General features: G+C 57.1%; 23 protein-coding genes. 11 read left to right on the forward strand and 12 right to left on the reverse strand.

Going from position 1 to position 26,603, the window contains the following annotated elements:
* Window positions 1-79: 79 nt before the first annotated feature.
* Window positions 80-442, reverse strand: a complete 363-nt coding sequence (locus J7E36_RS02945; RefSeq protein WP_214999707.1) for a cupin domain-containing protein — start codon at window positions 440-442, stop codon at window positions 80-82.
* A gap of 243 nt (window positions 443-685) precedes the next feature.
* On the opposite strand from J7E36_RS02945, the gene J7E36_RS02950 reads away from it, so the two are divergent.
* The gene (locus tag J7E36_RS02950; RefSeq protein ID WP_214999709.1) at window positions 686-2,179 is read left to right on the forward strand and encodes an aldehyde dehydrogenase; all 1,494 of its coding nucleotides are present in this window, start codon (window positions 686-688) and stop codon (window positions 2,177-2,179) included.
* Between the two features lie 197 nt (window positions 2,180-2,376).
* Window positions 2,377-3,519 carry an MFS transporter gene (locus J7E36_RS02955; protein ID WP_214999712.1) on the forward strand — a complete coding sequence of 381 codons (1,143 nt, stop codon included), beginning with the start codon at window positions 2,377-2,379 and terminating at the stop codon, window positions 3,517-3,519.
* A 33-nt stretch (window positions 3,520-3,552) separates the two neighbouring features.
* Here J7E36_RS02955 and J7E36_RS02960 read toward each other — a convergent pair whose 3' ends face one another.
* Window positions 3,553-5,118 (reverse strand): phospholipase D family protein, encoded by a 1,566-nt coding sequence (locus J7E36_RS02960; RefSeq protein WP_214999714.1) that lies wholly within the window; start codon window positions 5,116-5,118, stop codon window positions 3,553-3,555.
* 60 nt (window positions 5,119-5,178) lie between these two features.
* Window positions 5,179-6,612, reverse strand: a complete 1,434-nt coding sequence (locus J7E36_RS02965) for a PLP-dependent aminotransferase family protein (RefSeq protein WP_214999716.1) — start codon at window positions 6,610-6,612, stop codon at window positions 5,179-5,181.
* 179 nt (window positions 6,613-6,791) lie between these two features.
* Between J7E36_RS02965 and J7E36_RS02970 the strand changes: the two genes are divergently transcribed.
* Window positions 6,792-7,037, forward strand: a complete 246-nt coding sequence (locus J7E36_RS02970) for a DUF1127 domain-containing protein (protein WP_214999718.1) — start codon at window positions 6,792-6,794, stop codon at window positions 7,035-7,037.
* Between the two features lie 46 nt (window positions 7,038-7,083).
* Here J7E36_RS02970 and J7E36_RS02975 read toward each other — a convergent pair whose 3' ends face one another.
* Window positions 7,084-8,397 (reverse strand): NAD(P)/FAD-dependent oxidoreductase, encoded by a 1,314-nt coding sequence (locus J7E36_RS02975; protein ID WP_214999720.1) that lies wholly within the window; start codon window positions 8,395-8,397, stop codon window positions 7,084-7,086.
* 146 nt (window positions 8,398-8,543) lie between these two features.
* Here J7E36_RS02975 and J7E36_RS02980 point away from each other — a divergent pair, with 146 nt between their 5' ends.
* The gene (locus tag J7E36_RS02980) at window positions 8,544-8,897 is read left to right on the forward strand and encodes a YkgJ family cysteine cluster protein (protein ID WP_214999722.1); all 354 of its coding nucleotides are present in this window, start codon (window positions 8,544-8,546) and stop codon (window positions 8,895-8,897) included.
* A gap of 128 nt (window positions 8,898-9,025) precedes the next feature.
* Here J7E36_RS02980 and J7E36_RS02985 read toward each other — a convergent pair whose 3' ends face one another.
* Window positions 9,026-9,514, reverse strand: coding sequence for an Lrp/AsnC ligand binding domain-containing protein (locus J7E36_RS02985; protein WP_003177284.1), 489 nt, complete (start codon window positions 9,512-9,514; stop codon window positions 9,026-9,028).
* Between the two features lie 156 nt (window positions 9,515-9,670).
* Here J7E36_RS02985 and dadA point away from each other — a divergent pair, with 156 nt between their 5' ends.
* The 5 genes from dadA to J7E36_RS03010 all read left to right on the forward strand — a co-directional run bounded on the left by dadA (window position 9,671) and on the right by J7E36_RS03010 (window position 13,729).
* Window positions 9,671-10,975 (forward strand): D-amino acid dehydrogenase, encoded by a 1,305-nt coding sequence (gene dadA, locus J7E36_RS02990; RefSeq protein ID WP_214999724.1) that lies wholly within the window; start codon window positions 9,671-9,673, stop codon window positions 10,973-10,975.
* Complete coding sequence (locus J7E36_RS02995) at window positions 10,947-11,300, forward strand: RidA family protein (protein ID WP_214999727.1); 354 nt, start codon at window positions 10,947-10,949, stop codon at window positions 11,298-11,300. The genes dadA and J7E36_RS02995 overlap by 29 nt, the downstream gene beginning before the upstream one ends.
* Before the next feature lie 82 nt (window positions 11,301-11,382).
* The gene (gene alr / locus J7E36_RS03000) at window positions 11,383-12,456 is read left to right on the forward strand and encodes an alanine racemase (protein WP_214999729.1); all 1,074 of its coding nucleotides are present in this window, start codon (window positions 11,383-11,385) and stop codon (window positions 12,454-12,456) included.
* A gap of 128 nt (window positions 12,457-12,584) precedes the next feature.
* On the forward strand, window positions 12,585-13,133 hold the full coding sequence (locus tag J7E36_RS03005; RefSeq protein WP_092276228.1) for a cupin domain-containing protein: 549 nt from the start codon (window positions 12,585-12,587) through the stop codon (window positions 13,131-13,133).
* Window positions 13,134-13,315: 182 nt separating this feature from the next.
* Window positions 13,316-13,729, forward strand: coding sequence for a c-type cytochrome (locus J7E36_RS03010; RefSeq protein ID WP_214999838.1), 414 nt, complete (start codon window positions 13,316-13,318; stop codon window positions 13,727-13,729).
* A gap of 69 nt (window positions 13,730-13,798) precedes the next feature.
* Here J7E36_RS03010 and J7E36_RS03015 read toward each other — a convergent pair whose 3' ends face one another.
* Genes J7E36_RS03015 through J7E36_RS03035 form a run of 5 tightly spaced genes read right to left on the reverse strand, consistent with a single transcriptional unit; the run spans window position 13,799 to window position 19,207 of the window.
* Window positions 13,799-14,533 (reverse strand): AAA family ATPase, encoded by a 735-nt coding sequence (locus J7E36_RS03015; RefSeq protein WP_214999731.1) that lies wholly within the window; start codon window positions 14,531-14,533, stop codon window positions 13,799-13,801.
* Window positions 14,534-15,403, reverse strand: a complete 870-nt coding sequence (locus J7E36_RS03020; RefSeq protein ID WP_214999732.1) for a hypothetical protein — start codon at window positions 15,401-15,403, stop codon at window positions 14,534-14,536.
* Entirely contained in the window at window positions 15,396-16,271 is an 876-nt protein-coding gene (locus J7E36_RS03025; protein ID WP_214999733.1) for a hypothetical protein, read from the reverse strand. The genes J7E36_RS03020 and J7E36_RS03025 overlap by 8 nt, the downstream gene beginning before the upstream one ends.
* Before the next feature lie 2 nt (window positions 16,272-16,273).
* Complete coding sequence (locus J7E36_RS03030; protein WP_214999840.1) at window positions 16,274-17,512, reverse strand: lanthionine synthetase LanC family protein; 1,239 nt, start codon at window positions 17,510-17,512, stop codon at window positions 16,274-16,276.
* Window positions 17,513-19,207 (reverse strand): DUF4135 domain-containing protein, encoded by a 1,695-nt coding sequence (locus J7E36_RS03035; protein ID WP_214999734.1) that lies wholly within the window; start codon window positions 19,205-19,207, stop codon window positions 17,513-17,515. It lies immediately after the preceding gene.
* A 741-nt stretch (window positions 19,208-19,948) separates the two neighbouring features.
* Here J7E36_RS03035 and J7E36_RS03040 point away from each other — a divergent pair.
* Window positions 19,949-21,871: an acetyl-CoA hydrolase/transferase C-terminal domain-containing protein gene (locus J7E36_RS03040; protein ID WP_214999735.1), complete on the forward strand. Its 1,923-nt coding sequence runs from the start codon at window positions 19,949-19,951 to the stop codon at window positions 21,869-21,871.
* Between the two features lie 123 nt (window positions 21,872-21,994).
* Here the strand turns inward: J7E36_RS03040 and J7E36_RS03045 are convergent, their stop codons facing one another.
* Both J7E36_RS03045 and rep read right to left on the reverse strand, forming a co-directional pair.
* Window positions 21,995-22,567, reverse strand: a complete 573-nt coding sequence (locus tag J7E36_RS03045; RefSeq protein WP_214999737.1) for a xanthine phosphoribosyltransferase — start codon at window positions 22,565-22,567, stop codon at window positions 21,995-21,997.
* 55 nt (window positions 22,568-22,622) lie between these two features.
* Window positions 22,623-24,632: a DNA helicase Rep gene (rep, locus tag J7E36_RS03050; protein WP_214999739.1), complete on the reverse strand. Its 2,010-nt coding sequence runs from the start codon at window positions 24,630-24,632 to the stop codon at window positions 22,623-22,625.
* 273 nt (window positions 24,633-24,905) lie between these two features.
* Here rep and J7E36_RS03055 point away from each other — a divergent pair, with 273 nt between their 5' ends.
* A complete protein-coding gene (locus J7E36_RS03055) occupies window positions 24,906-26,576 on the forward strand; it encodes a putative bifunctional diguanylate cyclase/phosphodiesterase (RefSeq protein ID WP_214999741.1) in 1,671 nt (556 codons plus the stop codon).
* Window positions 26,577-26,603 lie beyond the last annotated feature (27 nt).

A 26,603-nucleotide genomic window follows, 5' to 3' on the forward strand; every position in this document is an offset into this window, starting at 1 on the left:
GCCCGTGAGCAGTCTTATCCAAGTCTGCAGTGGTTGACCAGTAGCGGAGTGTTAGCGCCTGCTACGGATTTGCCGTGGCTCAAGCCTTCTGTTCAAACACCACATAAATCTTGCGGCACGGTTCCAGCACTTCCCAGGTTCCCTTGAACCCGGCCGGAATCACAAATCGGTCGCCGGCCCGCAGGGTCTTGGCGTTCCCATCGCTGTCGCGCAACACGGAAACACCCTGGACGATCTCGCAGTACTCATGCTCGGTGTAGTTGACTGTCCATTGCCCGACAGCGCCTTCCCATACCCCGGCATTCATCTGTCCGCACGGGCTGTTGTAGTGGTTGTACACCGCTTGTTCGGGATCGCCCTTGAGCACCTTCGCCGGGTCCGGGCGATAGCGGTCGGCGGCAGTGGTGGCGTGGCTGAAATCGACTATGTCCTGGATGCTCATGCGGTAAACCCCGTTAGTGACGGCGCGGATGGCTGGAAGAGCCAAAGTCTATGTTTATTAAAACGAACATCGCAAGGCCGTTTGCTGGCGTTGTGTCAAATATATTGAAACTTCACCGGCCGCTGGTTTAGGGTGGCGGGTGCCCTCTGGCGAAAACAGCCCCGAAACAGGCTGGCCGGGGCAGAATTCGTTGAGCACTGCGTGCTGCGCGGCGCTCTTACTCAATAAGAGGAGGACACTCGCATGACCACCCTGACTCGTGCCGACTGGGAACAACGCGCCCGCGACCTGAAAATCGAAGGCCGTGCCTTCATCAACGGTGAATACACCGATGCGGTGTCCGGCGAAACCTTTGATTGCCTAAGCCCGGTCGATGGCCGCCTGCTGGGCAAAATCGCCAGTTGCGACGTGGCCGACGCCCAGCGTGCGGTCGAAAACGCCCGTGCGACCTTCAACGCCGGCGCCTGGTCACGCCTGGCCCCCAGCAAGCGCAAAGCCACCATGATTCGTTTTGCCGGCCTGCTCAAGCAGCACGCCGAAGAACTGGCCCTGCTCGAAACCCTGGACATGGGTAAGCCGATCAGCGATTCCCTGTACATCGACATTCCCGGTGCGGCCCAGGCGTTGAGCTGGAGTGGCGAAGCCATCGACAAGATCTACGACGAAGTGGCCGCGACTCCCCACGACCAGTTGGGCCTGGTGACGCGCGAGCCGGTAGGCGTCGTGGGCGCGATCGTGCCGTGGAATTTCCCGTTGATGATGGCTTGCTGGAAGCTCGGTCCGGCGCTGTCCACCGGTAACTCGGTGGTGCTGAAACCGTCGGAAAAATCGCCGCTGACGGCCATCCGCATCGCTGCCCTGGCGGTCGAAGCCGGTATTCCGAAAGGCGTGCTGAACGTGCTGCCAGGCTACGGCCATACTGTCGGCAAGGCGTTGGCCCTGCACATGGACGTCGATACCCTGGTGTTCACCGGGTCGACCAAGATCGCCAAGCAACTGATGATTTACTCGGGCGAATCCAACATGAAGCGCGTCTGGCTGGAAGCCGGTGGCAAGAGTCCGAACATCGTCTTCGCCGATGCCCCGGACTTGCAAGCCGCCGCCGAATCCGCCGCCAGCGCCATCGCCTTCAACCAGGGCGAAGTCTGCACCGCCGGTTCGCGCTTGCTGGTAGAGCGCTCCATCAAGGACACCTTCCTGCCGCTGGTGATCGAAGCCCTCAAGGGCTGGAAGCCAGGTAATCCTCTGGACCCTGCGACCAACGTCGGTGCCTTGGTGGATACTCAGCAAATGAACACCGTGCTGTCCTACATCGAGGCCGGTCACAGCGACGGCGCCAAGCTGGTGGCCGGTGGCAAGCGGATTCTCGAGGAGACCGGCGGCACCTACGTCGAGCCGACGATTTTCGATGGCGTGAGCAATGCCATGAAAATCGCCCAGGAAGAGATCTTCGGCCCGGTGCTGTCGGTCATCGCCTTCGACACCGCCGAAGAAGCTATCCAGATCGCCAACGACACGCCTTACGGCCTGGCGGCGGCGGTGTGGACCAAGGACATCTCCAAGGCTCACCTGACCGCCAAGGCACTGCGCGCCGGCAGCGTTTGGGTCAATCAGTACGACGGTGGCGACATGACCGCGCCGTTCGGTGGCTTCAAGCAGTCGGGCAACGGTCGCGACAAGTCACTGCATGCGTTCGACAAGTACACCGAGCTGAAGGCGACCTGGATCAAGCTGTGACTGCGCAACACTGATCCCCTGTGGGAACGAGCTGAAGCTGGGCGGTCGACACATATCCCTGTGGGAGCGAGCCTGCTCGCGATAGCGGTACGACAGTCGACGATTGTGTTGGATGTTGTCCCGTCATCGCGAGCAGGCTCGCTCCCACAATGTTTTGGTCGTGTCTGAAACCGATCACAGTCCACAGGAGCGTGGAAATGCGTTGGGCGACTTACTTCGCCGTGTTGGCGTCGGTCCTGAGCGTCGGTCTGGCGCTGGGTGTCAGCATGCCGCTGGTGTCGCTGCGCCTGGAGGGCTGGGGTTATGGCTCATTCGCCATCGGCGTAATGGCGGCCATGCCGGCGGTTGGCGTGTTGCTGGGGGCCAAGGTGTCGAGTCGTTTGGCCGCGCGCTTTGGCACGGCGGCGTTGATGCGGCTGTGTCTCTGGGGCGGGGCGCTGTCGATCGGATTGTTGGCGCTGCTGCCCAGTTATCCGGTCTGGCTGCTGCTGCGCCTGGTGATTGGCCTGGTCCTGACCCTGGTGTTCATTCTTGGTGAGAGCTGGATCAATCAACTGGTCATTGAACAATGGCGCGGACGGTTGGTGGCGCTGTATGGCAGCAGCTATGCGCTGAGCCAGTTATCGGGCCCGCTGTTGCTTGGAGCGCTGGGGACTGACCACGATTACGGGTTCTGGACGGGCGTCGCGCTGTTGTTGATTGCGCCACTGCTGTTGCTTGGCCGTAGTGGTGCACCGACCAGCGAGGCCGGCAGCGTTACGTTTGGCAATCTGTGGGCGTTTTGCCGAGGCTTGCCGGCGATAGCGTGGGCGGTGTCGTTGTTCGCCGCCTTCGAGGCAATGATCCTGACGTTACTGCCGGTTTACTGCTTGCGCCAGGGCCTCAGCGCCGAGATTGCACTGGCGATGGTCAGCACGGTGGTAGTCGGTGATGCGGTGCTGCAATTGCCTATCGGTGCCTTGGCCGATTACGTGTCTCGCCGGACATTGCTCATGAGCTGCGCGGTGCTGCTGGCGTTATCGAGCCTGGCAGTTCCACTGCTGATCGATACGCTGTTGATCTGGCCATTGTGGGTGCTGTTCGGTGCCAGCGCGGGCGGTCTGTTTACCTTGTCGCTGATCCTGATCGGCGAGCGTTACCGGGACGATGCGCTGGTGCGGGCCAATGCCCATGTCGCGCAACTGTGGGGCATCGGCTGCCTGGTCGGCCCCCTGGCAGCAGGGGCCGGCAGCCAGTGGGTCAGCGGGCATGCACTGCCGCTGCTCATGGCGGCGGGGGCGTTTGGCCTGGTGATTGTGTTGCTGCGTCACGGGGCGCTTGGGGCCCCTCAGCCTGCCTGATCAGCCACGGATGATCTCCACAGCTTTTGCAGGCTACAACATCCGCTCCAACCCGACAGTCGTGGCGAACCAGGCATTGAACCGGCGCCACCAGCTGCCAGGCTCGCGGTCCAGGTCGTGCAGTTTGCCGTTGTCCTCGGTGGTCCAGGCGAGCTTTCCATCTTCCAGCCGCACCTGGTAACTCAAGGTCGGCGCCATGCCTTGCAGCGCCAGCTCGCGCACCTGGCCGGCGAGTTCCTGACTGTCCACCAGCACGCCGACTTCGGTGTTCCACAGCACCGAGCGCGGGTCGAAATTGAACGAGCCGACGAACGCTTTCTGTCGGTCAAAAATGATCGCCTTGCTGTGCAGGCTGGAGTCCGATTCGCCGTAGGATTTGCTGTAGAACAGGTGTGGGCTGCTGCCGCTGTCGCCCGGTTGCCGACGCAGCTCGAACAAGCGCACGCCGTGTTCCAGCAACGCCTTGCGATACGGCGCATAGCCGCCGTGCACCGCCGGCACGTCCGTAGCTTCCAGGGCATTGGTCAGGAGGCTCACCGACACCCCGGCATCGGCGCGACTGGTCAGGTACACCAGCCCTGGCTGGCCGGGGACGAAGTAGGCGGAAATCATGATCAGTTCTTTGCTGACGCCCGTCAGCTCTGGCGCCAGTTGAGTGGTCAGCAGCAATTGTGGGTCCGGCTCGTCCTTGGCCAGTATTTTGCTGGGCGCGTCCCACATGGCCTGGTTCCAGGCCCAGATCAGTTGGCCGCGCCAGATGTCCAGGCGCGGCTGAGTTCTGTAGGTGGTCAGTTGCTGGTAGAGCGCTTGATTTTCCCTGTGGGTCTGTTCAAGTGACTCTTGCAGGCGCAGGCGACTGTTGGCCAGGTCCTTGGGCGTAGGGCGATGCGACAGGAACTGTTCGATGGGTTTGCTCAGGGCGCTGTTCCAGTACTGGTCGAAGCTATGCCCCAGTTGTTCGGCCACCGGCCCGACCCCGAGCAGGTCGATGTCGGTGAAATTCAGGTTGGGTTCGGCGTCGAAATATTCATCCCCCAGGTTGCGGCCGCCAACGATGGCCATGCTGTTGTCCGCCAGCCACAGCTTGTTGTGCATCCGCCGGTGTTGCTGCGACAGGTTGAACAGGCGCCCGAGACTGCGGGTCACGCCGGTGGCGCGTCCCAGGTGCAGCGGGTTGAACAGGCGAATCTGGATCTGTGGATGGGCAGCCAGGGTCGCAATGACCTGTTCCTGGCCATCGCTGGTGGTGTCGTCCAGCAGGATCCGCACGCGTACGCCCCGGTCGGCGGCCTTGAGCAGTTCATCCACCAGCATCCGGGTGCTGATGCCGTCGTGAACGATGTAGTACTGCAAGTCCAGGCTGCTCTGGGCGTGGCGAATCAGCTCGGCCCGCGCGGTGAAGGCATCGGTGCTGTCGGAGAGCAACCGAAAGCCCGACTGCCCGCCATGGGGTGCGACCTGGGCCTGGACCGAGCGACCGAACGCGGATTCGGCGGCCGGCAACGCCTGGGAGGGCTCGCGGGTGACATCAAAACTGGCGCAGCCGCCCAGCAGCGAGGCGACAAGCAGTAGCGCAGGCAGGATCGGTGTGGATCTCACGTAGGATCATTCCGCTCGAATGCGTTGATTGGCTGTGGGTGCCGCTTCCCGGCGTACAGTTCAGACGCCGTCGCGCCGGGTTTCGTTCAACAGCGCGATAGCGGCGGTTCCGACCCTGCGCACGGCCTCTTCGATCTGGGTCGTTGGCTTGGCAGCGTAGTTCATCCGCAGGCAGTTGCGGTACTTGCCCGACGCGGAAAAGATACTGCCGACGGCTACCTGCACGCCTTGGTCTTGCAAGACCCGATTGAGCTTCAAGGTGTCAAAGCCTTCGGGCAGTTCCACCCATAGCATGAAGCTGCCCCGCGGACGGCTGGCGCGGGTGCCAGATGGAAAATAGCGGCTGACCCAATCGATCATCACGTCACGATTACGCTGGTATTGAGTGCGCATCCGGCGTAAATGCGGTTCGAAGTGACCGCCCTTGAGAAACTCGGCGATGGCAATCTGTGGTTGCGGCGCGGTGGAACCGGTGCTGATGTATTTCATGTGCAGTACCCGCTCCAGGTACCGGCCGGGCGCTACCCAGCCCACGCGCAGGCCGGGCGCCAGGGTCTTGGAAAACGAACTGCAGAGCAGGACCCGGCCGTCATCGTCGAAGGATTTGATCGTGCGGGGGCGCGGGTAGGTGTAGGCCAGTTCGCCATACACGTCGTCTTCGATAATCGCCACATCGAAGCGCTGTGCCAGGGTCAACAGGGCGCGCTTGTTGGCTTCCGGCATGATGTAGCCCAGCGGATTGTTGCAACTGGGCGTCAACTGTATGGCCTTGATGGGCCATTGCTCCAAGGCCAGTTCCAATGCCTCCAGGCTGATACCGGTGAGCGGGTCGGTGGGGATTTCCAGGGCCTTCATGCCCAGGCCCTTGAGGGTTTGCATGGCGCCATGGAAGCTTGGCGAGTCCACGGCGACGATGTCGCCCTGCTCGCACGTGGCGCGGATACTCACGGACAGTGCTTCGTGGCAGCCCGTGGTAACGATCAGATCGTTGGCCCCCAGCTGACATCCCGAGTCCAGCAACAGGCGTGCAATCTGTTCGCGCAACGCCAGGTTGCCGTAGATGTTGTCGTAATACAGCCCCGGCATGTCTTGCCGGCGGCTGATCTGCGCGAGGCTGCGCAGCAGCGGTTTCATGGTCGGTGAATTGATATCCGGCATGCCGCGACCTAGCTGCACCACATCCTTGCGCGGCACCGCGCGTATCAACTCGAGCACTTGGTCCCACTGGGAAATATCCACGGGTCGCTGGGCTGGACGGCCTACGGCCGGCAGGTCCGGCAGTTCGCGGCTGACCGGTACGAAATAGCCGGATTTGGGTTTCGGCATCGCCAGCCCGCTGTCCTCCAGCATGCGATAGGCCTGCTGCACCGTACTCAGACTGACCCCGTGCTCCGTGCTCAAGGCCCGTACCGATGGCAGCCGGTCGCCTGGGCGGTAGAAGCCTTGTTCGATCCGGGTGCCGAGCAATTCGGCGAGATTCACGTAGAGGGTCATGGCGCATTCCCGATGAGCTGGACAACGGTGACCAATACAGATGGGCGAGAAAATGACGATTCAGTGCAAGAAAGGCCCATTCTGTATGGAAATAAAACAAATCGATTGAATCTGTATTGCTTTTCGCTGTTCGCACATCATGAAACCTCTGGCTACCCAAGTAAACAGGAGCGACCAAAATGAACGGCTTGAGCGATGTGCGGCTGACGATACACAGTCAGGAACTGGTGGCAGGGCAGGAAAAGGGGCTGCGTGGCGCGACAATGCGCAATGCCCCGCCCTGCCTGAGCCGCTGGGGTCTGTTCTGGCATCGCCTGCATACACGCAAAGCCTTGTTGGAGCTGACACCCGAACAGTTGCGGGATATCGGGCTGAGTCGGCAGCAAGCGCGAGAGGAGGGGCTCAAGCCGTTCTGGCGGATTTGAAACGAAGCAGTACCTGTGGCGAGGGAGCAAGCGCCCTCGCCACAGATCAAACCAACTCCTTCAGCCGATGCCACAACATCCCCAGTGCCAGCAGCGGCGAGCGCAGGTGTTTGCCGCCCGGGAAGGTCATGTGCGGAACCTGGGCAAACAAATCGAAGCCGCCGCTGTGCCGCCCACTGATCGCTTCGGCCAGCAGTTTGCCGGCCAGGTGCGTGGCATTCACTCCGTGACCGGAATAGGCCTGGGCGTAATACACGTTGGGCTGGTCCTTGAGCCGGCCGATCTGCGGCAGCCGGTTGGCGCCGATGCCAATCATCCCGCCCCACTGGTAATCGATCTTCACGTCCGCCAACTGCGGGAACACCTTGAGCATTTTCGGCCGCATGTAGGCGCCAATGTCCTGCGGATCGCGGCCTGAATAGTGACAGGCGCCGCCGAACAACAAACGTCGGTCCGCCGAAAGCCGGTAGTAATCCAGCGCTACCCGTTGATCACAGACCGCCATGTTCTGCGGCAATAATGCCTGGGCCTGGGCCTGGCTCAGGGGGTCGGTGGCGATGATGTAACTGCCGGCGGGTAACACTTTGCCGCTCAGTTCCGGGTTGAGCCCATTGAGGTAGGCGTTGCAGCCCAGCACCAGCGTCTTGGCCCGCACCGAGCCCTGCTGGGTGTGCGCCTTCACTTCAGTGCCATAGTCGATGCGGGTGACCGCCGATTGCTCGAACAGTCTGACCCCGAGTTGTTGTGCGGCGGCGGCTTCGCCCAGGGCCAGGTTCAGTGGGTGCAGATGGCCCGAGCCCATGTCGATCAAGCCGCCGACGTAGCGGTCCGAACCCACGACACTGTGCATTTCGTGAGCTTGCAGGAGCCGGGTCTGGTGGCGATAACCCAGGCTGCGCAGTTCCTCGGCATCCTCGGCGAAGCCTTCCAGGTCACCGGGTTTGTTGGCGAGGTCACAGTAACCCCAGGTGAGGTCGCAGGGGATCCGAAAACGCTCGACCCGCTGTCGGACGATTTCCACCGCCTCAAGGCCCATGAGTTTCATCTGACGGACACCATCGGCGCCGATGACCGGGGCGAACTGATCCAGCCCATGGCCGACGCCGCGGATCAATTGGCCACCGTTACGTCCGCTGGCTCCCCAGCCGATCTTGTGGGCTTCCAGCAGCACCACACTCAAGCCGCGCTCGGCCAGTTCGATTGCCGTGTTCAGCCCGGAAAACCCCCCGCCCACCACGCAGACATCCGCAACCAGCTCGCCTTGCAGCAGCGGATGGTCCGGTTGCGGCAAGCTGCTGGCGGCATAGTAGGAGGCGGCGTGCGCGTGGCTCGGGACAGGTTGCTGAACACGGGCGTTCATGTGCGTAATCCTGATTGTTGTGTTTGAGAAATTTTACGGAGCATAAGCTGGGGATTCGTCCCTGGGCAACAGTGGTCGGCTGGCGGTGTCTGGGATGAGGCTTTTCGGGCAGAATCGGTAGCAGACCCCACTCGGTAATCGCCTCGATGAGCTGCAACAGTCAAAAAATCCGCACGTTGCGTCAGCAGATTCCCTCGTTCGAGTGCGTACCGGGCTGTCACGACTGCTGTGGTCCGGTGACCACTTCTCCCGAGGAAATGTCACGCTTGCCGCGTAAGACCCGTGCCGAGCAGGACGCGGCCATGGAAGCGCTCGACTGCGTTCACCTGGGGCCGAACGGTTGCACGGTCTATGACGAACGACCGCTGATCTGCCGGCTGTTCGGCACCACCGCGACGTTGCCGTGCCCCAACGGGCGGCGGCCGGTGGCATTGATCCATCCGCGGGTCGAGCAGCAGATTCATGAGTATATGGCGTCCAATCGCCAGGTGTTGGTCTAGTCAGATCGTTCCTACGCTCTGCGTGGGAATGCCTCATCGAACGCTCCGCGTTCGGCTTTGTGGAACGCGGAGCGTCCCTGGCTGCATTCCCACGCGGAGCGTAGGAACGATCCTCTGCGCGGGAGCGATCAATCCGGAATCGGCAAACTCAGGCTTTCCTTCACTTCTTCCATCACGATGTAGCTCTTGGATTCGCGCACATGGGGCAGCTTGAGCAGGATGTCGCCCAGCAGCTTGCGGTACGAGGCCATTTCGGAAATCCGTGCCTTTACCAGGTAATCGAAATCCCCGGACACCAGGTGACACTCCAGCACATGGGGTAATTTCAGCACGGCGCGTCGGAACTCTTCAAAGGTGTCGCCGGATTTGTAGTCGAGGCTGATTTCGACAAACACCAGCAGGCTCCCCTTCAAGTGCTGCGGATTGAGCCGGGCGTTGTAGCCCATAATGATGCCTTCGCGTTCCAGGCGCCGGACCCGCTCGGTGCAGGGTGTTGTCGAAAGGCCGACCTTTTCCCCCAATTCCGTGAAGGAGATCCGCCCGTCCGCCTGGAGGATGCGCAGGATGTTGCGGTCGATCTTGTCCAGTTCGCGTTTGGTCTGGGTGTTGGTACGCACAGGTGATGCGCCTCCGTGAAAAGGGTTTTTACCGAGAATTCTCGCCAAATATAGGCAGTTATATAGTGAAAAGCACTGGCTGATCTTTTTTACACTGCGCCCATTGAAGGTGTGTACAACAAAACGTCAGCGGTTATCCGCGATGAGGGCAACAACATGCGCGTTCTGGTCTTGGGTAGCGGCGTCATCGGTACCGTCAGTGCTTACTACCTGGCGCGGGCCGGGTTTGAAGTGGTGGTGGTCGATCGTCAGCCGGCGCCTGCGATGGAAACCAGCTTCGCCAACGCCGGGCAGGTATCGCCGGGCTATGCCTCGCCGTGGGCCGCGCCGGGCGTGCCGCTCAAGGCCATCAAGTGGCTGTTGCAGCGTCATGCGCCGTTGGCCATCAAGGCCACCGCCGACATCGACCAGTACTTGTGGATGGCGCAGATGCTGCGCAATTGCACTGCAGGCCGTTACGCCATCAACAAGGAACGCATGGTCCGCCTCTCCGAGTACAGCCGCGACTGTCTCGACGAACTGCGTGCCGAAACCGGCATTGCCTACGAAGGCCGCAGCCTGGGCACGACCCAGCTGTTTCGTACTCAGGCACAGCTCGACGGTGCGGCGAAAGACATCGCGGTGCTGAAAGAGTCGGGCGTACCGTTCGAAGTGCTCGATCGCGCAGGCATCGCTCGCGTCGAACCGGCGCTGGCCAATGTCACCGATATCCTGGCCGGTGCCTTGCGCCTGCCCAACGACCAGACCGGTGACTGTCAGATGTTTACCACGCGCCTGGCGGAAATGGCCGTGAAGCTCGGCGTACAGTTCCGCTTCGGCCAGGACATCCAGCGCCTGGACTTCGCCGGTGATCGCGTCAACGGTGTCTGGATCGACGGCAAGCTGGAAACCGCCGACCGCTACGTCCTCGCTTTGGGCAGCTATTCGCCGCAACTGCTCAAGCCCCTGGGCATCCGCGCGCCGGTGTACCCGCTCAAGGGTTACTCCCTGACCGTGCCGATCACCAACCCGGCAATGGCCCCGACCTCGACCATTCTCGACGAAACCTACAAGGTGGCGATCACCCGTTTCGACAACCGTATCCGCGTGGGCGGCATGGCCGAAATTGCCGGGTTTGACCTGTCCCTCAACCCGCGTCGGCGTGAAACCCTGGAGATGATCGTGGGCGACCTTTATCCTCAGGGCGGCGATCTGGCCCAGGCCAGTTTCTGGACCGGCCTGCGCCCGACCACCCCGGACGGTACGCCGATCGTGGGCGCCACCCCGTTCAAGAATCTGTTCCTGAACACCGGCCATGGCACCCTCGGGTGGACCATGGCCTGTGGTTCTGGCCGTCTGCTGGCCGACCTGATGGCGAAGAAAAAGCCGCAGATCAGCGCCGAAGGCCTCGATATTTCCCGTTATGGCAGCCAAAAAAAGGAGTCTGCGAAACATGTCAATCCAGCGCCAGCTCACCAATGACCGCATGAGCCAGGTGGTCGTGCACAACGGCACCGTTTACCTGGCGGGACAGGTCGGCGACGACATGAGCGCCGGTATTGAGCAGCAGACTCGGGAAACCCTGGCCAATATCGAGCGTTTGCTTGACCTGGCCGGCACCGACAAGAGCCACTTGCTGTCGGTGACGATCTACCTGAAGGACATCGAGGCCCATTTCGCCGGGATGAACGCGGTCTGGGATACGTGGTTGCCCAAAGGCGTCGCCCCGGCCCGGGCCACGGTGGAAGCCAGATTGTGCGAGCCAGAGATTCTGGTGGAGCTGTCCGTCGTGGCGGCGTTGCCTTAAACGATCCCTCTCCCGGTGCGGGGGTGGTCATGCCATCCACCCACCGGTTTTTTCATTCATGATCGCCTAGAAGCCTGCCGCCATGCGTCCTGCCCGTGCCCTGATCGACCTTCAAGCCCTGCGTCACAACTACCAATTGGCTCGCGAAGTCACCGGAGCCAAAGCCCTTGCGGTGATCAAGGCCGACGCCTACGGGCATGGCGCAGTGCGCTGCGCCGAGGCGCTGCAGAACACGGCGGACGGATTCGCCGTGGCGTGCATCGAAGAAGCCTTGGAGCTGCGCGCCGGCGGGATCCGTGGGCCGATCCTGTTGCTGGAGGGGTTCTTCGAAGCCGATGAATTGTCGTTGATTGTCGAGCATGATTTCTGGTGCGTGGTGCATTCGCTGTGGCAGCTCGAAGCGCTTGAAAAGGCCCGGCTGAACAAGCCGATTACGGTCTGGCTCAAGCTCGACTCCGGCATGCACCGGGTTGGCTTGCACCCGGCGGACTACCAAGCAGCTTATCGCCGCCTGTTGGCCAGCGGCAACGTGGCGAAGATCGTCTTGATGAGCCACTTCGCCCGTGCCGATGAGCTGCACGATCCCAGCAGCACCCAACAACTGGCGGTTTTCGAAGCGGCTCGCCACGGGCTGGCGGCGGAGATCAGCCTGCGCAATTCCCCCGCTGTACTCGGCTGGCCACAGATGCCGAGCGACTGGGTGCGCCCGGGCATCATGCTCTACGGTGCCACCCCCTTCGAGGAAGCCCATGCGCTCGCCTCGCGCCTGCAACCGGTGATGACCCTGGAATCGAAGATCATCAGCGTGCGTGAGCTGCCTGCTGGCGAGCCGGTGGGCTATGGCGCCCGTTTCGTGACGACGCAACCGACCCGGGTCGGGGTGGTCGCCATGGGTTATGCCGACGGCTACCCGCGTCAGGCACCCACCGGCACGCCGGTGCGGGTGGCTGGGCAACGCAGTGAGCTGGTCGGGCGGGTATCGATGGACATGCTGTGTGTCGACCTGACGCACATTCCTCAGGCCGGGCTCGGTTCAACCGTGGAGCTATGGGGCAGGAACGTGCTCGCCAGCGACGTGGCGAAGGCTGCCGACACGATTCCTTACCAGATTTTCTGCAATCTGCGACGGGTGCCACGGCTCTATTCCGGGGCCTGATACGCGGCGCACCCTACCGGAAGTCGCTTCACCGCACAGGATTCGGGTCAAGGTGTTGTAAATACTGAACGCTGTCGCCATGATAACGCTCACTTTCCACACCATTTGATTCCCTGGAGGCTCCAGCATTGGACGTCGGTGAACGACTGCAATCCATTCGTAAACTCAAAGGCCTTTCCCAGCGTGAACTCGCCAAGCGCGCGGGCGTCACCAACAGCACTATTTCGATGATCGAGAAGAACAGTGTGAGCCCCTCGATCAGCTCGCTGCGTAAGGTCCTTGGCGGGATTCCCATGTCCATGGTCGAATTTTTCTCCGAGGAGATCCTTCAGGAGAAACCGACCCAGATCGTCTACAAAGCCAACGAACTGATCGACATCTCCGACGGTGCCGTGACCATGAAACTGGTGGGCAGGGCACACCCGAGCCGGGCGATTGCCTTTCTCAATGAAATCTACCCGCCTGGCGCCGACACCGGTGACGAAATGCTCACCCACGAGGGCGAGGAAACCGGGATCCTGGTAGAAGGGCGACTGGAACTGGTCGTAGGCGGCGAAACCTTCGTGCTTGAAGCGGGCGACAGCTACTATTTCGAAAGCACCAAGCCCCATCGTTTTCGTAATCCGTTCGATGCGCCGGCGCGACTGATCAGCGCAGCCACACCGGCCAATTTCTAAGGAAAGAGGCGCCGAGCCTGTACGGCAAGGCGCCCACGGGGTAAGCGGCCACCACGAACAAGACCCTTGTGACTTTAGGGTTGTTTCAGTGTGACGGGCTTACCGCTATACTTGCGCCCGCCTGCAAACCGTGGCCGCAGGCGTGACTAGCCACCATTGAGGGTGTACGCGTGAACCTAATTATGAAAATGCTGGCTGCACCAGCAACCGTATTGGCCCTATGGGCAGTCAGCGCCCAAGCGGCGACCAACGACGAAATTGCCAAGCGCCTTGAACCGGTCGGACAGGTCTGCGTTCAGGGGCAGGAATGCAAAGGCATGGAAGTTGCCACTGCGGTGGGTGGTGCCGGTGGGGCCAAGGCACCAAAAGACGTGATTGCCAAGCACTGCGGCGCTTGCCACGGCACCGGGCTGATGGGCGCGCCGAAAATCGGTGACAAGGCTGCGTGGAAAGAGCGTGCCGATCACCAGGGCGGTCTCGACGGCATCCTCGCCAAGGCGATTACCGGCATCAACTCCATGCCGCCTAAAGGCACCTGCGCCGATTGCTCGGATGACGAGCTCAAGGGCGCCATCAAAGAGATGTCCGGCCTGTAAAAAATCAAGCAGGTTTAGAGCGGGCCGAAAGGCCCGCTTTTGGCTGGGTGAATTTGAATACGAAGATACTCAGCTATTTTCCTTGGCAAAGACCAGCTTTCTTAAAAAGTCCCCTGACGAATTCAAGACTGATTTATAGATGCTATAAGCGTTTGTTTCAGTTGGCTGTATCTTATTGATCGTCCCATCAGCTATTTCAAGTAGTTCGCATCCCGGCATTGACATGATGATTGGCGAATGAGTAGCAATAATAAACTGCGCCCCTTGATGGGCAAGCTCAAAAACTCGCAGAATAAAAGCCAGTTGCCGCTGCGGAGATAAAGAAGCTTCAGGCTCGTCGAGGATATAAAGCCCTTTATGATTGAATCTGAATTGAAAAAGGTTTTCCATGGCTTCCCCATGGGAGATGGTGTGTAAGTCTCGACCGCCATAATAAGTCTTTATCTCAGGTCCAAAACTCCTTTCTTCATCCAGACGCCGAATTTCTGTGTTCAGATTATAGAAGGTTTCTGCTCTATAAAAAAACAGGTCTTTTTCCTTTATGTGTCCCTTCGAGAGTATTAGCTTTTGATAAAAATCAGAGTGAGTGTCTTCTGTTTTAAATATGAAATTTTTTCCTCCGCCTTCAGGGTTACATCCCAATTTGACAGCGATACTCTCTAGCAATGTAGATTTTCCGCATCCGTTTTCACCAATGAATATGGTTACACGGCGAGAGAAAATGATCGGAAATGAATTACGTAAACAAGGGCGAATACAGGCCCCGGGCTTTACGCGGACTTCCCGTAGATAAAGATTATCCATTTATACGCCCTCGAAAATTCGCTTTACGGATTCATTGACTCCGACCAGAGAGAGTGCAATTTCAAGTGAATGACGACTTGCCATTGAAAAGAGCCCCAAGTACCCGAGATAGTAAATGTATTTTGAACCAAAAAGCTCTGGAGAGACGGTTGCAACAAGTACAACAATTAATACGGTGGTGATGGCAATAAAGAATTCAGGTGTAAAACAGATTAGCAGGTTTAGTTTCTGGTACTCATAGCGGGCCGCTATCGCTTCGTTAAGGTGTGAGGAGTACCGTGCATGAATGTCATTGTGCGATACGGACCTAAAGTGCTCGATTAGTCTTAGAACGGACAGTTTATACTGTTCTTCTTTAATTATCTCATTTTTGTAGCGACTGGCGGTACCTGAGGAGTGCTTTTTTAATTGGTATGCTGTAAGCGACCAAATGATTGATAACGGTAATAGGAAGTACGGGGTCTCGACAATAAGTAAATAAGAGGTGGATAGCGCCAGTAGAGTAGAGCCAAGGAAATAAAGAGAACTCAATATTGCTGCGGCTATACGTTCTGCATCCTCTGTTATGCGTGTCATGAAAGCGCTGTATGTTGTATGTTTGTGGTTCTCACAAATGTATTTGATTAGATCCATTCGCAAAGTTGTTTCAATATAGGCGCTAAGGCAATCTGCGATTCCTTGCAAAACCCCTTTTGCGATAAAAATCAATGTCAGGGTTCGTAATAGGTTAATAATGTAATCCGTATCAGCTATTTTTGATATTCCTCCCGAAATAATATAAGGAATGAGCAGTTGACAGCCGGCCGATAAGATAAGGCATAGGGTAACAAAGGTTAGTATTGTTAAGCGTTTTCTAAGGATTTTACTCATCAAGCGTTTCCTGAAGACGTTGGTTAATCCGCTTCCGACGGTAGCGCGCCTCGCTGGTAGCGTAATAGATGTTGATGAGCGAGGCTGTCGGCAGAAGCACCCGTTCTAAATAGATAGCTGCTGAAACAAAATCACCGATAGGCAACGTGCTTTCAATGATAAGGCTAGATCCAAGGTAAAATAGTAAAATGATGCCAAACAAATAGGAGAGGTTGGAGAAAAACTCAAGAAGTGATATTTTGCCTCTGGCGAATAATGAAAGAAGTTCTATCTTGCCGCAGTTACCTTGAAGCTTATCAAAATTTGATCGTGAAGCACTACTTTTTGCTGTGCTGATACTACGAATTAGAAGGGTGTTTGCCTCGACGTATTGTTCATGTGAGCGTGAATATAATTTCCGTGAAAGTACTGTGATTGTGATCGTGTACAAAATTGCAGCCATTGGTGCGATGATGATTAGGGTGTTGTATGAGAAAATTATGAAAAGAGAGGGTAGAAGGATCCCGAGATTTAAGGTGATGTCCAGGTAAATGTGGTGATACAAGTAGATTGCACCTTCCACATCGCCGTCGATCAAATCGATTGCCTCGCCATAGTTTGAAATGGTTGTGTTGGGGATTATCGCGTTTGTTAGCTGGGATTTTAGCTGTTTTCGAGTGGCTGCAGAAAGTTTCTGGATGTATAGGTTTGACGCTAATCTTGCGCATGGACTGGTTGTGATGAGCAAGCAGGTCACAACAATAACGACGTTTTCAATTTCGCCGTATTGAGTGTAAAAATTGATTATCATGCCTATTAAATATGGGGAGGCGATGCTAGTAAACGCAACAGCTATCCCCATTAAAATTACCCTGAAATTTGAAATCATTATTATATATACTTCATCTCATGGGCGAGAAATGGAAATTCAAAATCATTGTTAAGTATCCCTATTGTTCCTAGTAGCGAACCTACCTTTCCCACCCACAAACCCAAGGGGTCGGCAGATCGGTTCCTCAATTCGCGCGCATCATGTTCTGCCAGATTCAATACATTGGCCCAAATATAAATTCGATGATCGAATGAGGCATCTGGGTTTAATTTTTTTATTATATTCAATAGCCCGTATGCTCCATGGCAAAGCGAATCATTAATGGGTCGCTTTCGCCTGAGCAAGTTCTCATAAGCAAATATTTTATTTGCAGGAAATCTTTCTAAGAAGTTGGCCGCGTCGACAACGCCTTCGGAGGCAAAGTAATGGAGTGCTAGATAGTTGCCAGGTAGTCCATGACTCCAGGCGAACTCGCCAAGTGACGAGTCAGTAGACCGCCTGCGGTAATCTCGCCAGTTTTCAATGTCGACATCGAACTCAGACAGTTCCCAGCTTAATAAATCCAAGAAGATTGAGTAAGTTGACGTGCTGTTCATGATGATTTTATTAAAATAAAAAATAGAATATGCGCATCCCATAACGCCGTGAGATATGCCGCTGAGCAACCCATCATCGCGATTGGTTATGGATTTGTCGAACGTTACTATCCTGCGACCGTCGACGGTGCCTAATTCAGATTCTATTTTTGTGTAAAGTGTTTTGCTAAGTAAGGAAAAGTCCGGGTCGTTGGTGAGTTCGTAAAGTTTAGTGGTCACTGCCAGTGTTCCAAATGTCCCGGAAAGCAGGTCATTTCCCCAGAAGTATTTTTGCCACCAATTTTCATTGAGGACAGAGTTTAGGTAGCTTTTATAACCGAGTAATAAGTCAGCGCATCGCTTGTCGTTATAGTGGGAGAGACTGATGTACAATGGTAGGATTGCAGAGGAAAGACCAAAGTGGAATCCACCTAGATGGGTGCCTGGGTTGGTAAGCTTTGTGTGAACTCTTATATACACTTGGTCAAGTAAAGCGTGAATAACTGCTTGGGGTATAGCTACCCACTGACTGGCCAGGGTACATCCATAAAGGATCCCGGTTAAACCGTAGTAATAGTCTTCCCCTAATTCTGAGTATTCTACATAGCCACCCGGTGACGCGTGAAACCCTAGCCATAGGCCATTGGAGGATAATTCGGTTGCAATTTTATTTTTTAAAAAATCGATGTTTTTATGTTGTGCTTGTTGGATCGTATCTAGTATTTAATCCAAGCTGTGATCGCCTACTTCATCGAGACAGTCATGTTGGCGAAATTTATGATCGGTGAGATTTTCATCATGTTCGTACATGTTTTGCATTGCGATCAACGTATTGTTTATTAAGCTGATCTCAAAAGCCAGTCTTTGCTCTGATAGGTTTTGTAGATAATTGATGCTGTTGGATAATCCGTCTAGATAATCGATATCACTCAGATACCCTTCGCCCAAATAAAAGGGTTCAGTGAATTCAAGATTACCTACTTGGCTTTTTGCGTATGGAATGTCTAAATCTAAACATGCTTTTATTTCTGCGTCCAAAAAACCAACGGCCGGCGCAGTGTCGTTATCAAGTATTTTTTTTAGAAAAGCTCTTCGGTCTTCGCTGGAGGTCATTAATGAGGCATGAAGTGAACACTGAATGGCATAATGATATGTCGCTGTCGCTCTAGGGACGTATCTACACGGCAGATTTGCGAGAAGGCTGATTTTTTCGATAATCGACGCCTTTTGCTCGCTTACCAAACGAAAAAAACACTGGAATCCTTCTATTATTTCTTCCTGATATTCCCACGGTTTAACGGCGTCACCACTCTGATATAGAACATTTTGTCCCGGTAGGATTTTTACCCCATCCATACCAAAGTTGTCGTTGCCTTGTTTGTCTTTTATATGTTGGTATAGGTTTAAACTTACGTACTGCTCCTTTAAGCCTCCCAAAGCACTTAAGTCTACTCCTATTCCATCGGTTCCCTTCCAAGTCCAATTGGGAAGCATACTAGTTTGAGTGGAATTCCATCGTATTTCTTTGGGTATGCTGCGGGTATTTAGAACGTTATAAAAAATTGTCTCGAGGTCGATAGGGATTGGGCTGTTTGCATGGGCGATAAGATTGTCAGATGTAATGTCGGATGCGGTGAATACGGTGCAGAAACCAAGTAAAAAGCCTGCTCTCTTATAGAATTGAGTCACTTGATCAGCAGACTCGGCTGACTGTTGTTCTACATACTGTGTCCACCCATGTGCTGGACCAATAATATAGCTAGGAATTGTCCAGTCGGCGTAGTCTTCACCTGCGCCATCAGATAGATTTGTTAGTAATGTAGATGCCGCACACTCGAGCTCTAGGTTTCTTGGCTTATAAACTATTCGCTCTCCGTTACAAAACGTCAATATGCATACGGTTGCGGATCCGTTGTGAGTTTCGCCTTCTGAAACGTCACATCGCTTCAAGCTATGAGGCTGATGAATATTAACTATTTTGCATAAGGAGTTTTTGTCGGCGCAGAGGTTTTTTGCTAAGCGGAAGCTTTGATCGATAAAGTTATCTGTCATCTTTTCTAATAACCTATCTAGCTCCGGATAGGCTGTTAATATGTTCAGCAGGTAAGGTGCGGTTTTTTTTAGTATTTCATAATGTTCTCTGACTGTTATTTTTCCAAGAGGAACGGTTTTTTCCAAAATGTCACGTTCAGTGAATAGAACATTGTTTGATGCTGCTGTAATTCGGGAGGCTAAATTGCAAAGGAAGCCATTAATAATTGTCGACTTGTCGTTGTCGGACAGCCCATCAATGTCTTTAAATGCTTGTTTGCTTTGTTGTATGTAGTACGCGAGATACGGCCAGACAGGGCAGTCGGTATGTAGTTCGTTCATATCCGCTAGTGCGGACGCTCTTAAGAAGTCTAAAGGTTTTGTCATGATTGCTCCGAAAAAATGTGGAAGTGGCCGACAGTGGGTCGGCCACCTATTTAACGATTAGCCGTATGTGGCAAAGCAGCATTGGTTCCAACACTGAGTGCAGCAACTTGTGCACGGGCGAGTACCACTCGATGCGGCAGTCAGATTGCTATAGGCCTGAATAACCAGTGACGAAATTGGAGCACTGGCAGTGAACAGACTTGTTCGGGCGCACTGAATGGCTTGCAAGTCAATTTGCATGTATATACCTCAATATTATCCTTATTGGGTTTGGCTGAACCGCGCTCTTATTCACGGTTTAGTTATTGCGGGTGGGCTTACTGGGAAATTGACGTTAGGAGCTATCCATATAAAATCCTCGCTATAAGTTTTTGGGGCTGACAAAGTCTTTCCAAGGTTTTTTTTGCGGTGTGGATATTGTTCTGAATGTCTAGTTATAGATATTAGTCCCGGTAAAATTAGAATCAATCGGAAACGGCCGGTATAGTCGAGTGAAATTTGTAATTTTAGTGTGAGGTCTGATGATCTATATGTGTGGGTGGTTTCTTTGTCTCAAGCGTGTTTGTAGGAGGCGGCGTAGGATAGTTCTGAGTGGGAAGAAGGGTTGGTTGAGATCAATTCAGGAAAAACGATTCAAGTGCCTGAATAGTTGATACATTTCTCCTTTGCCTACTGTTCATCGCAACCAAGACCCGGCAAGCTCGGTCCAACCCACATTCATGGAATGTCCCGGAGGGTCGGATGGTGCAGTTGTGTTCAATCGAGCAGGCGGTGGAGGATGTGCTTGAGCGCCTGCCCGCGCATATCCACCTCGGCATGCCGCTGGGGCTGGGCAAGCCCAATCTGTTTGCCAACGCGCTGTACCGGCGCATCGCCCAGATGCCCGAGCGACAGCTGACGATCTACACGGCGCTGAGCCTGGGTCGGCCCAACCTGGGCGATGGCTTGCAGAAGCGCTTCCTCGAGCCGTTTATCGAGCGGGTCTTCGGCGACTACCCCGAACTGGATTACCTCGCGGATCTGCAGCAGGACAGCTTGCCGGCGAACATTCGCGTCGAGCAGTTCTTCATGCAGCCCGGCAGCCTGTTGAACAGTGTGTCGGCCCAGCAAAACTACGTCAGCAGCAACTACAGCCACGCGGCCCGGGACATCAACGCCGCCGGCTTGAATCTGGTGGCGCAGTTGGTGGCAAGCGATCCGCAACACCCGGATCGCCTGAGCCTGAGCTGCAACCCGGACATCACCCTGGACCTGCTGCCGATGATCGCCAAACGGCGGGCGGCCGGGGAGACCATCCTGCTGGTCGGCCAGGTGCACAGCGACTTGCCCTACATGCCGGGCGACGCCGAAGTCGGCATCGACGGTTTCGACCTGCTGATCGACGAGAAGGACAACCACACGCTGTTTTCCACGCCGAACATGCCGGTGGGGTTTCAGGATCATTTTATCGGCCTGCACGCCAGTACCCTGGTGCGCGACGGTGGCACCTTGCAGATCGGCATCGGTTCAATGGGCGACGCGTTGACGGCGGCGCTGCTGGCGCGTCAGGCCGATAACGTCGGTTACCAGGCGTTGCTGGCAGACCTGAATCTCAGTCAATGGGCCCAATTGATCGAGCGCGAAGGTGGCATCGAACCGTTTGCCAAAGGGCTGTACGGCTGCAGTGAGATGTTCGTCAACGGCTTGCTGGTGCTGGCGGAGGCCGGGATCATCCGGCGCAGGGTCTACCCCGACGAGCCCACCCAGGAACAAGCCAACGCTGGGACCCTCGACGAAGCGGCGCAGCCCGACGGCATCTGCATACACGGCGGGTTCTTCCTCGGCCCACGCAGTTTTTACCAGCGCTTGCATGAGTTGCCCCAGAGCCGGCGGCTCGAATTCAACATGACGCGGATCAGCTACATCAACGAGCTCTACGGCCAGGAACGCCTCAAGCGCTTGCAGCGACTCGATGCACGCTTCATCAACACGGTTTTCACCATGACCCTGTTGGGCGCGGGCGTGGCCGATCAGTTGGAAGACGGTCGGGTACTCAGCGGCGTAGGCGGGCAGTACAACTTCGTTGCCCAGGGCCACGCGCTGGAGGGCGGCCGTTCGATCCTGCTGTTGCGCAGCTGGCGTGAGGCCGGCGGCGAGATCAGCTCGAACATCGTCTGGGAGTACGGCCACTGCACGATTCCCCGGCACCTGCGGGACATCGTGGTGACCGAGTACGGCATCGCCGACCTGCGGGGCAAGACGGATGCCGCGGTGATCGAGGCGTTGCTGAACATCAGCGACTCACGCTTTCAGCCGGGGCTGATCGAGCAGGCGCAGAATGCCGGCAAGCTGCCGAAGGAGTTCCGCCTCGATCCGCGATTCGCCGACAACACCTCGCAGCGTTTGCAGGCGATCCAGGCACGGCATCCGAACCTGTTTCCCGAGTACCCGCTGGGTTCTGACTTCGACGGCGTAGAGCGCGACCTGTTGCGGGCGCTGAACTGGCTCAAGAGCAAGTTCAAGCTCAGCGAGATGTTGGAGTTGGGCAAGGCGGCCCTGGACGCGCCGGAGCCCTCGGCGTTCGAGGAACATCTGGAGCGGATGCAGCTGGTGAGCACTGACGGGATTAAGGAAGACCTGTTCCAGCGCCTGTTGCTGGCGGGGCTCAAGGCCACCGCGCAATAACCGCCATCCGCAACCTCTTGTGGGAGCGGGCTTGCTCGCGAATGCGGTGTGTCAGCCAGAAATATTTTGACTGACACACCGCATTCGCGAGCAAGCCCGCTCCCACATCGATCAGTGGTGGGGTTATTCGATGAAGGTAACCACCCCACCCGTCAGCGACTTCACCCGCGCCAGAGATTCGACGCGATAGCCCTGGGCATCCAGCTCCGCGCGGCCGCCCTGGAACGATTTCTCGATCACGATGCCCAGCCCGGCCACGGTGGCACCGGCCTGCTTGATGATGGAGATCAGCGCCTGGGACGCTTTGCCGTTCGCCAGGAAGTCATCGATGATCAACACCCGGTCGCTGCTGGTCAGGTGACGGGGGCTGATGGCGACGGTACTTTCGGTCCTCTTGGTGAACGAGTACACCGTGGCGGACAGCAGGTTTTCCGTCAGGGTCAGCGACTGCTGCTTGCGGGCGAAAATCACCGGTACGCCCAGGTTCAGGCCGGTCATGATCGCCGGGGCAATGCCCGAGGCTTCGATGGTGACGATCTTGGTGATGCCCGAATCCTTGAACAGCGCGGCAAATTCATCGCCGATCAGCTTCATCAACTGCGGGTCGATCTGGTGGTTCAGGAACGCGTCGACTTTCAGGACCTGATCGGACAACACGATGCCTTGCTCACGGATTTTCTGGTGCAGGGCTTCCATGAAGCCTCCTCTGATGGCGCCTTCGGCGCCTGGGGTCAGTAAAAAGTAGTCGATTCTAACGTTTCAGCATGGCGCGTATATCGGCCAGGGCACTGTTGCCACGCACGGCCTTGACTTCGCTCGGAGTGTCGTCGTTGCCTTCCCACGCCAGGTCGTCCGGCGGCAGCTCATCGAGGAAGCGGCTCGGGGCGCAGTCGATCACTTCGCCGTATTGCTTGCGCTTGGCGGCGAAAGTGAAGGCCAGTGTCTGACGGGCCCGGGTAATACCGACGTAGGCCAGGCGCCGCTCTTCCTCGATGGTGTCGGCTTCAATGCTGGAGCGGTGCGGCAGGATTTCTTCTTCCATGCCCATGATGAACACGTAGGGGAACTCCAGCCCCTTGGAGGCATGGAGCGTCATCATCTGCACGCCTTCGGCGCCATCTTCCTCTTCCTGCTGGCGTTCCAGCATGTCGCGCAGCACGAGTTTGCCAATGGCGTCCTCGACGGTCATGTCGCCGTCTTCGTCCTTTTCCAGGGTGTTCTTCAATGCCTCGATCAGGAACCAGACGTTGCCCATGCGGTAATCGGCGGCCTTGTCGCTGGAGCTGTTGGTGCGCAGCCAGTTTTCGTAGTCGATGTCCATGACCATGCTGCGCAGCGCCGAGATCGGGTCTTCGCCGGCGCACTGTTCGCGGACCTTGTCCATGAAGCGCTTGAAGCGCGCCAGGCGATCGGTGAAACGGCTGTCCAGGTACTCGCCCAGGCCGATTTCATCGGTGGCGGCGTACATCGAGATCTTTCGTTCGGTGGCGTAGTTGCCAAGCTTTTCCAGGGTGGTCGAACCGATTTCCCGGCGTGGGACGTTGATCACCCGCAGAAAGGCGTTGTCGTCATCCGGGTTCACGATCAGGCGAAAGTAGGCCATCAGGTCCTTCACTTCCTGGCGTCCGAAAAAGCTGTTGCCGCCCGAGAGGCGATAAGGGATCTGATGGTGCTGCAATTTCAGCTCGATCAGCTTGGCTTGGTAGTTGCCGCGATACAGGATCGCAAAGTCGCTGTACGGCCGGTCGGTGCGCAAGTGCAGGCTGAGGATTTCCATGGCCACGCGCTCGGCTTCGGCGTCTTCGTTGCGGCAACGGATCACCCGAATCTCGTCGCCGTGGCCCATTTCGCTCCACAGTTGTTTTTCGAATTCGTGGGGGTTGTTGGAAATCAGCACGTTGGCGCAGCGCAGGATGCGGCTGGTGGAGCGATAATTCTGCTCCAGCATCACCACTTTGAGCGACGGGTAGTCTTCCTTGAGCAGCATCAGGTTTTCCGGCCGTGCGCCGCGCCAGGCATAAATCGACTGGTCGTCGTCGCCTACCACGGTGAACTGGTTGCGTTTGCCGATCAGCAACTTCACCAGCAGGTACTGGCTGGCATTGGTGTCCTGGTATTCGTCCACCAGCAGGTAGCGGACCTTGTTCTGCCATTTTTCGAGAATGTCGGCGTGGTCCTGGAACAGCTTGACCGGCAACAGGATCAGGTCATCGAAGTCCACCGCGTTGAACGCCTTGAGCGTGCGCTGGTAGTGGGCGTAGACGATGGCGGCAGTCTGTTCCTTGGGGTTACGGGCGTTTTCCAGGGCTTGCGGTGGCAGCACCAGGTCGTTTTTCCAGGCGCCGATCATGTTCTTGATCTCATCCACGCCGTCGTCGCCCGAGTACTCCTTCTGCATGATGTCGGTCATCAAGGCCTTGACGTCGGTCTCGTCGAAAATCGAGAAGCCCGGTTTGTAGCCCAGCCGCGCATGTTCCTTGCGGATGATGTTCAGGCCCAGGTTGTGGAAGGTGCAGACCGTCAGGCCGCGACCTTCACCGCCGCGCAGCAGCGTGCCGACCCGTTCCTTCATTTCCCGGGCGGCCTTGTTGGTGAAGGTCATGGCGACGATGTACTGGGCGCGGATGCCACAGTTCTGGATCAAGTGCGCGATCTTGCGAGTGATCACGCTGGTCTTGCCGGAGCCTGCGCCGGCGAGCACCAAAAGAGGGCCGCCGACATAGTTCACGGCTTCTTGCTGCCGGGGATTGAGTCGGGACATGACAGGGTCAGGGAGTCGTTTGCAAATGGGCCGGCATTTTAACAGGCTCAGAGAATTGTGCTGCTCTGTCCGACTTGTGACGCACACAGGATTGTCATTTGCCGCTTTTGCCACTTTCACGCAGGATGTGGGGTGTATTGGCGTCTAACGTACGACTTCGAATGGAAGAAAATCCGCCGCAAATACGTGTTTGAGAAGCATTGGCATTGGTCATTGCCCACCGGCAGGTCATAATGCCCGCGCCAACCACCTTGCAGAGTCTAGGGAGTCAGCTTGTCAACGCCTGTCGAACCCTTGCGTTTGCTGTTATTGGCCGAAACGCCTGAGTGGTCAGCGATCTTGCGCGAGTGCCTGGCGCCCCTGGGGCCCTCGATCGTGTTGATCAGTGCACCCAGCTGGGAGTCCGTCAGCAGCCTGTTCGAAGACAACCGCAATGCGATACTGCTGACAATTGCCGCATTGCAGCCGGCGCCGGGTCGTTGCCGTTTGCCGACTGTCCTGTTGCTCGAGCACGAACCGGCGACTCCCCCCGACGGAGTCAGCGACTGGCTGGCGCATGATGCCCTCGATACCGCGACCCTGCGTCGTTGCCTGCGCCATGTGCGCGAACGCGGCGTGCTGGAAAACACTTTGCAGCGCCTCGCCGAACAGGACCCACTGACCGGCATCGCCAACCGCCAGGGATTCCAGACCCTGCTGGCGGCACGCCTGGCTGAAAACGATGGGCGTGGCCTGGCCCTCGGTCACCTGGACCTGGACAACTTTCGCCACGCCAACGACGCCCTCGGCCACCAGGCCGGCGACCGCTTGATTCTGCAGGTCGTGTCGCGGCTCAAGGGCTCGCTTGAGGCCGGCGATCAACTGGCGCGACTGGGCAGCGATGAATTCGCCCTGCTGATCGACACCCGTCGCGCGCCCCAGCGGGCCGAGTGGATGGCCGAGCGTATTACCGAAGCCATGGCCGAACCTTATTGGGTCGATGGTGAGAGCCTGCTGATCGGTTGCAGCCTGGGCATTGCCCATGCGCGTGCCCAGGCGGGCGCCGACCCCTTGATGTGGCATGCCCATATTGCCATGCAGCAGGCCAAGAGCACCCAAGGCTGTACCTTTCACATCTTCAACGAACGCATCAATCGCAATGCCCGCAGTCTCGCCGATCTGGAAAGCGAACTGCGTCGGGCGCTGCGTCGCGACGAGCTGGAGCTGCATTACCAACCCCGGTTGAACCTCGACGGCGGCACCATCGTCGGCCTCGAAGCCCTGGTGCGCTGGCGTCACAGCGAGCGTGGCCTGCTGCCGCCGAGTGAGTTCGTGCCGCTGGCCGAGCAGAGCGGCCTGATCGTGCCGCTGGGCTACTGGGTGATTTCCCGGGCGCTGCGGGACATGCAGGCATTGCGTGAGCGGGGGCTGGCGCCATTGCACATGGCGGTCAACCTGTCGTTCAGGCAGTTCCAGGACAGCCAGTTGCTGTCGACCCTGAGCAGGCTGATCGCCGAACGCGGGGTCGAGGCGCAATGGCTGGAATTCGAACTGACCGAAACCGCCGTGATGCGTCGCAGCGAATTGGTCAAGCAGACCATGGATGCGCTGGGGCGGCTGGGCGTGCGCTTTTCCCTGGACGACTTTGGCACCGGGTTCTCCTCGTTCGTGCACCTCAACAGCCTGCCGATCGCCTTGCTGAAGATCGACAAGAGTTTTGTCGGTGGAATGGAGCAACGCGAAGAAAACCGCAAGCTGGTCCACGCCATGATCAACCTGGCCCACAACCTCAAGCTGGAAGTGGTAGCGGAGGGGGTGGAAACCCGGGAACAACTGGATTTGCTCCGGGGTTTCGGTTGCGACCAGGTGCAGGGCTTCCTGATCAGCAAACCGCTGCCGTTGCCTGAGTTGGTTGACTACCTGACGCTTGACGGCAGCCAGCAATCGACGCTGGAGATCAGATGAGACACCGTCCTGTGGGCCCGCTCCCAC

Source organism: Pseudomonas fluorescens, assembly GCF_018614775.1.
Taxonomy (GTDB): Bacteria; Pseudomonadota; Gammaproteobacteria; order Pseudomonadales; family Pseudomonadaceae; genus Aquipseudomonas; species Aquipseudomonas fluorescens_BY.

Coding starts and splice junctions, on each gene's coding strand:
- J7E36_RS02950 (WP_214999709.1), top strand. CDS start 686: ATGACCACCCTGACTCGTGCCGACTGGGAACAACGCGCCCGCGACCTG.
- J7E36_RS02975 (WP_214999720.1), bottom strand. CDS start 8,397: ATGAACGCCCGTGTTCAGCAACCTGTCCCGAGCCACGCGCACGCCGCC.
- J7E36_RS03045 (WP_214999737.1), bottom strand. CDS start 22,567: ATGGAAGCCCTGCACCAGAAAATCCGTGAGCAAGGCATCGTGTTGTCC.
- J7E36_RS02965 (WP_214999716.1), bottom strand. CDS start 6,612: ATGACCCTCTACGTGAATCTCGCCGAATTGCTCGGCACCCGGATCGAA.
- rep (WP_214999739.1), bottom strand. CDS start 24,632: ATGTCCCGACTCAATCCCCGGCAGCAAGAAGCCGTGAACTATGTCGGC.
- J7E36_RS03040 (WP_214999735.1), top strand. CDS start 19,949: ATGGTGCAGTTGTGTTCAATCGAGCAGGCGGTGGAGGATGTGCTTGAG.
- J7E36_RS03015 (WP_214999731.1), bottom strand. CDS start 14,533: ATGGATAATCTTTATCTACGGGAAGTCCGCGTAAAGCCCGGGGCCTGT.
- dadA (WP_214999724.1), top strand. CDS start 9,671: ATGCGCGTTCTGGTCTTGGGTAGCGGCGTCATCGGTACCGTCAGTGCT.
- J7E36_RS03035 (WP_214999734.1), bottom strand. CDS start 19,207: ATGACAAAACCTTTAGACTTCTTAAGAGCGTCCGCACTAGCGGATATG.
- J7E36_RS03025 (WP_214999733.1), bottom strand. CDS start 16,271: ATGATTTCAAATTTCAGGGTAATTTTAATGGGGATAGCTGTTGCGTTT.
- J7E36_RS02980 (WP_214999722.1), top strand. CDS start 8,544: ATGAGCTGCAACAGTCAAAAAATCCGCACGTTGCGTCAGCAGATTCCC.
- J7E36_RS02970 (WP_214999718.1), top strand. CDS start 6,792: ATGAACGGCTTGAGCGATGTGCGGCTGACGATACACAGTCAGGAACTG.
- J7E36_RS02995 (WP_214999727.1), top strand. CDS start 10,947: ATGTCAATCCAGCGCCAGCTCACCAATGACCGCATGAGCCAGGTGGTC.
- alr (WP_214999729.1), top strand. CDS start 11,383: ATGCGTCCTGCCCGTGCCCTGATCGACCTTCAAGCCCTGCGTCACAAC.
- J7E36_RS02955 (WP_214999712.1), top strand. CDS start 2,377: ATGCGTTGGGCGACTTACTTCGCCGTGTTGGCGTCGGTCCTGAGCGTC.
- J7E36_RS03020 (WP_214999732.1), bottom strand. CDS start 15,403: ATGAGTAAAATCCTTAGAAAACGCTTAACAATACTAACCTTTGTTACC.
- J7E36_RS02945 (WP_214999707.1), bottom strand. CDS start 442: ATGAGCATCCAGGACATAGTCGATTTCAGCCACGCCACCACTGCCGCC.
- J7E36_RS03010 (WP_214999838.1), top strand. CDS start 13,316: ATGAAAATGCTGGCTGCACCAGCAACCGTATTGGCCCTATGGGCAGTC.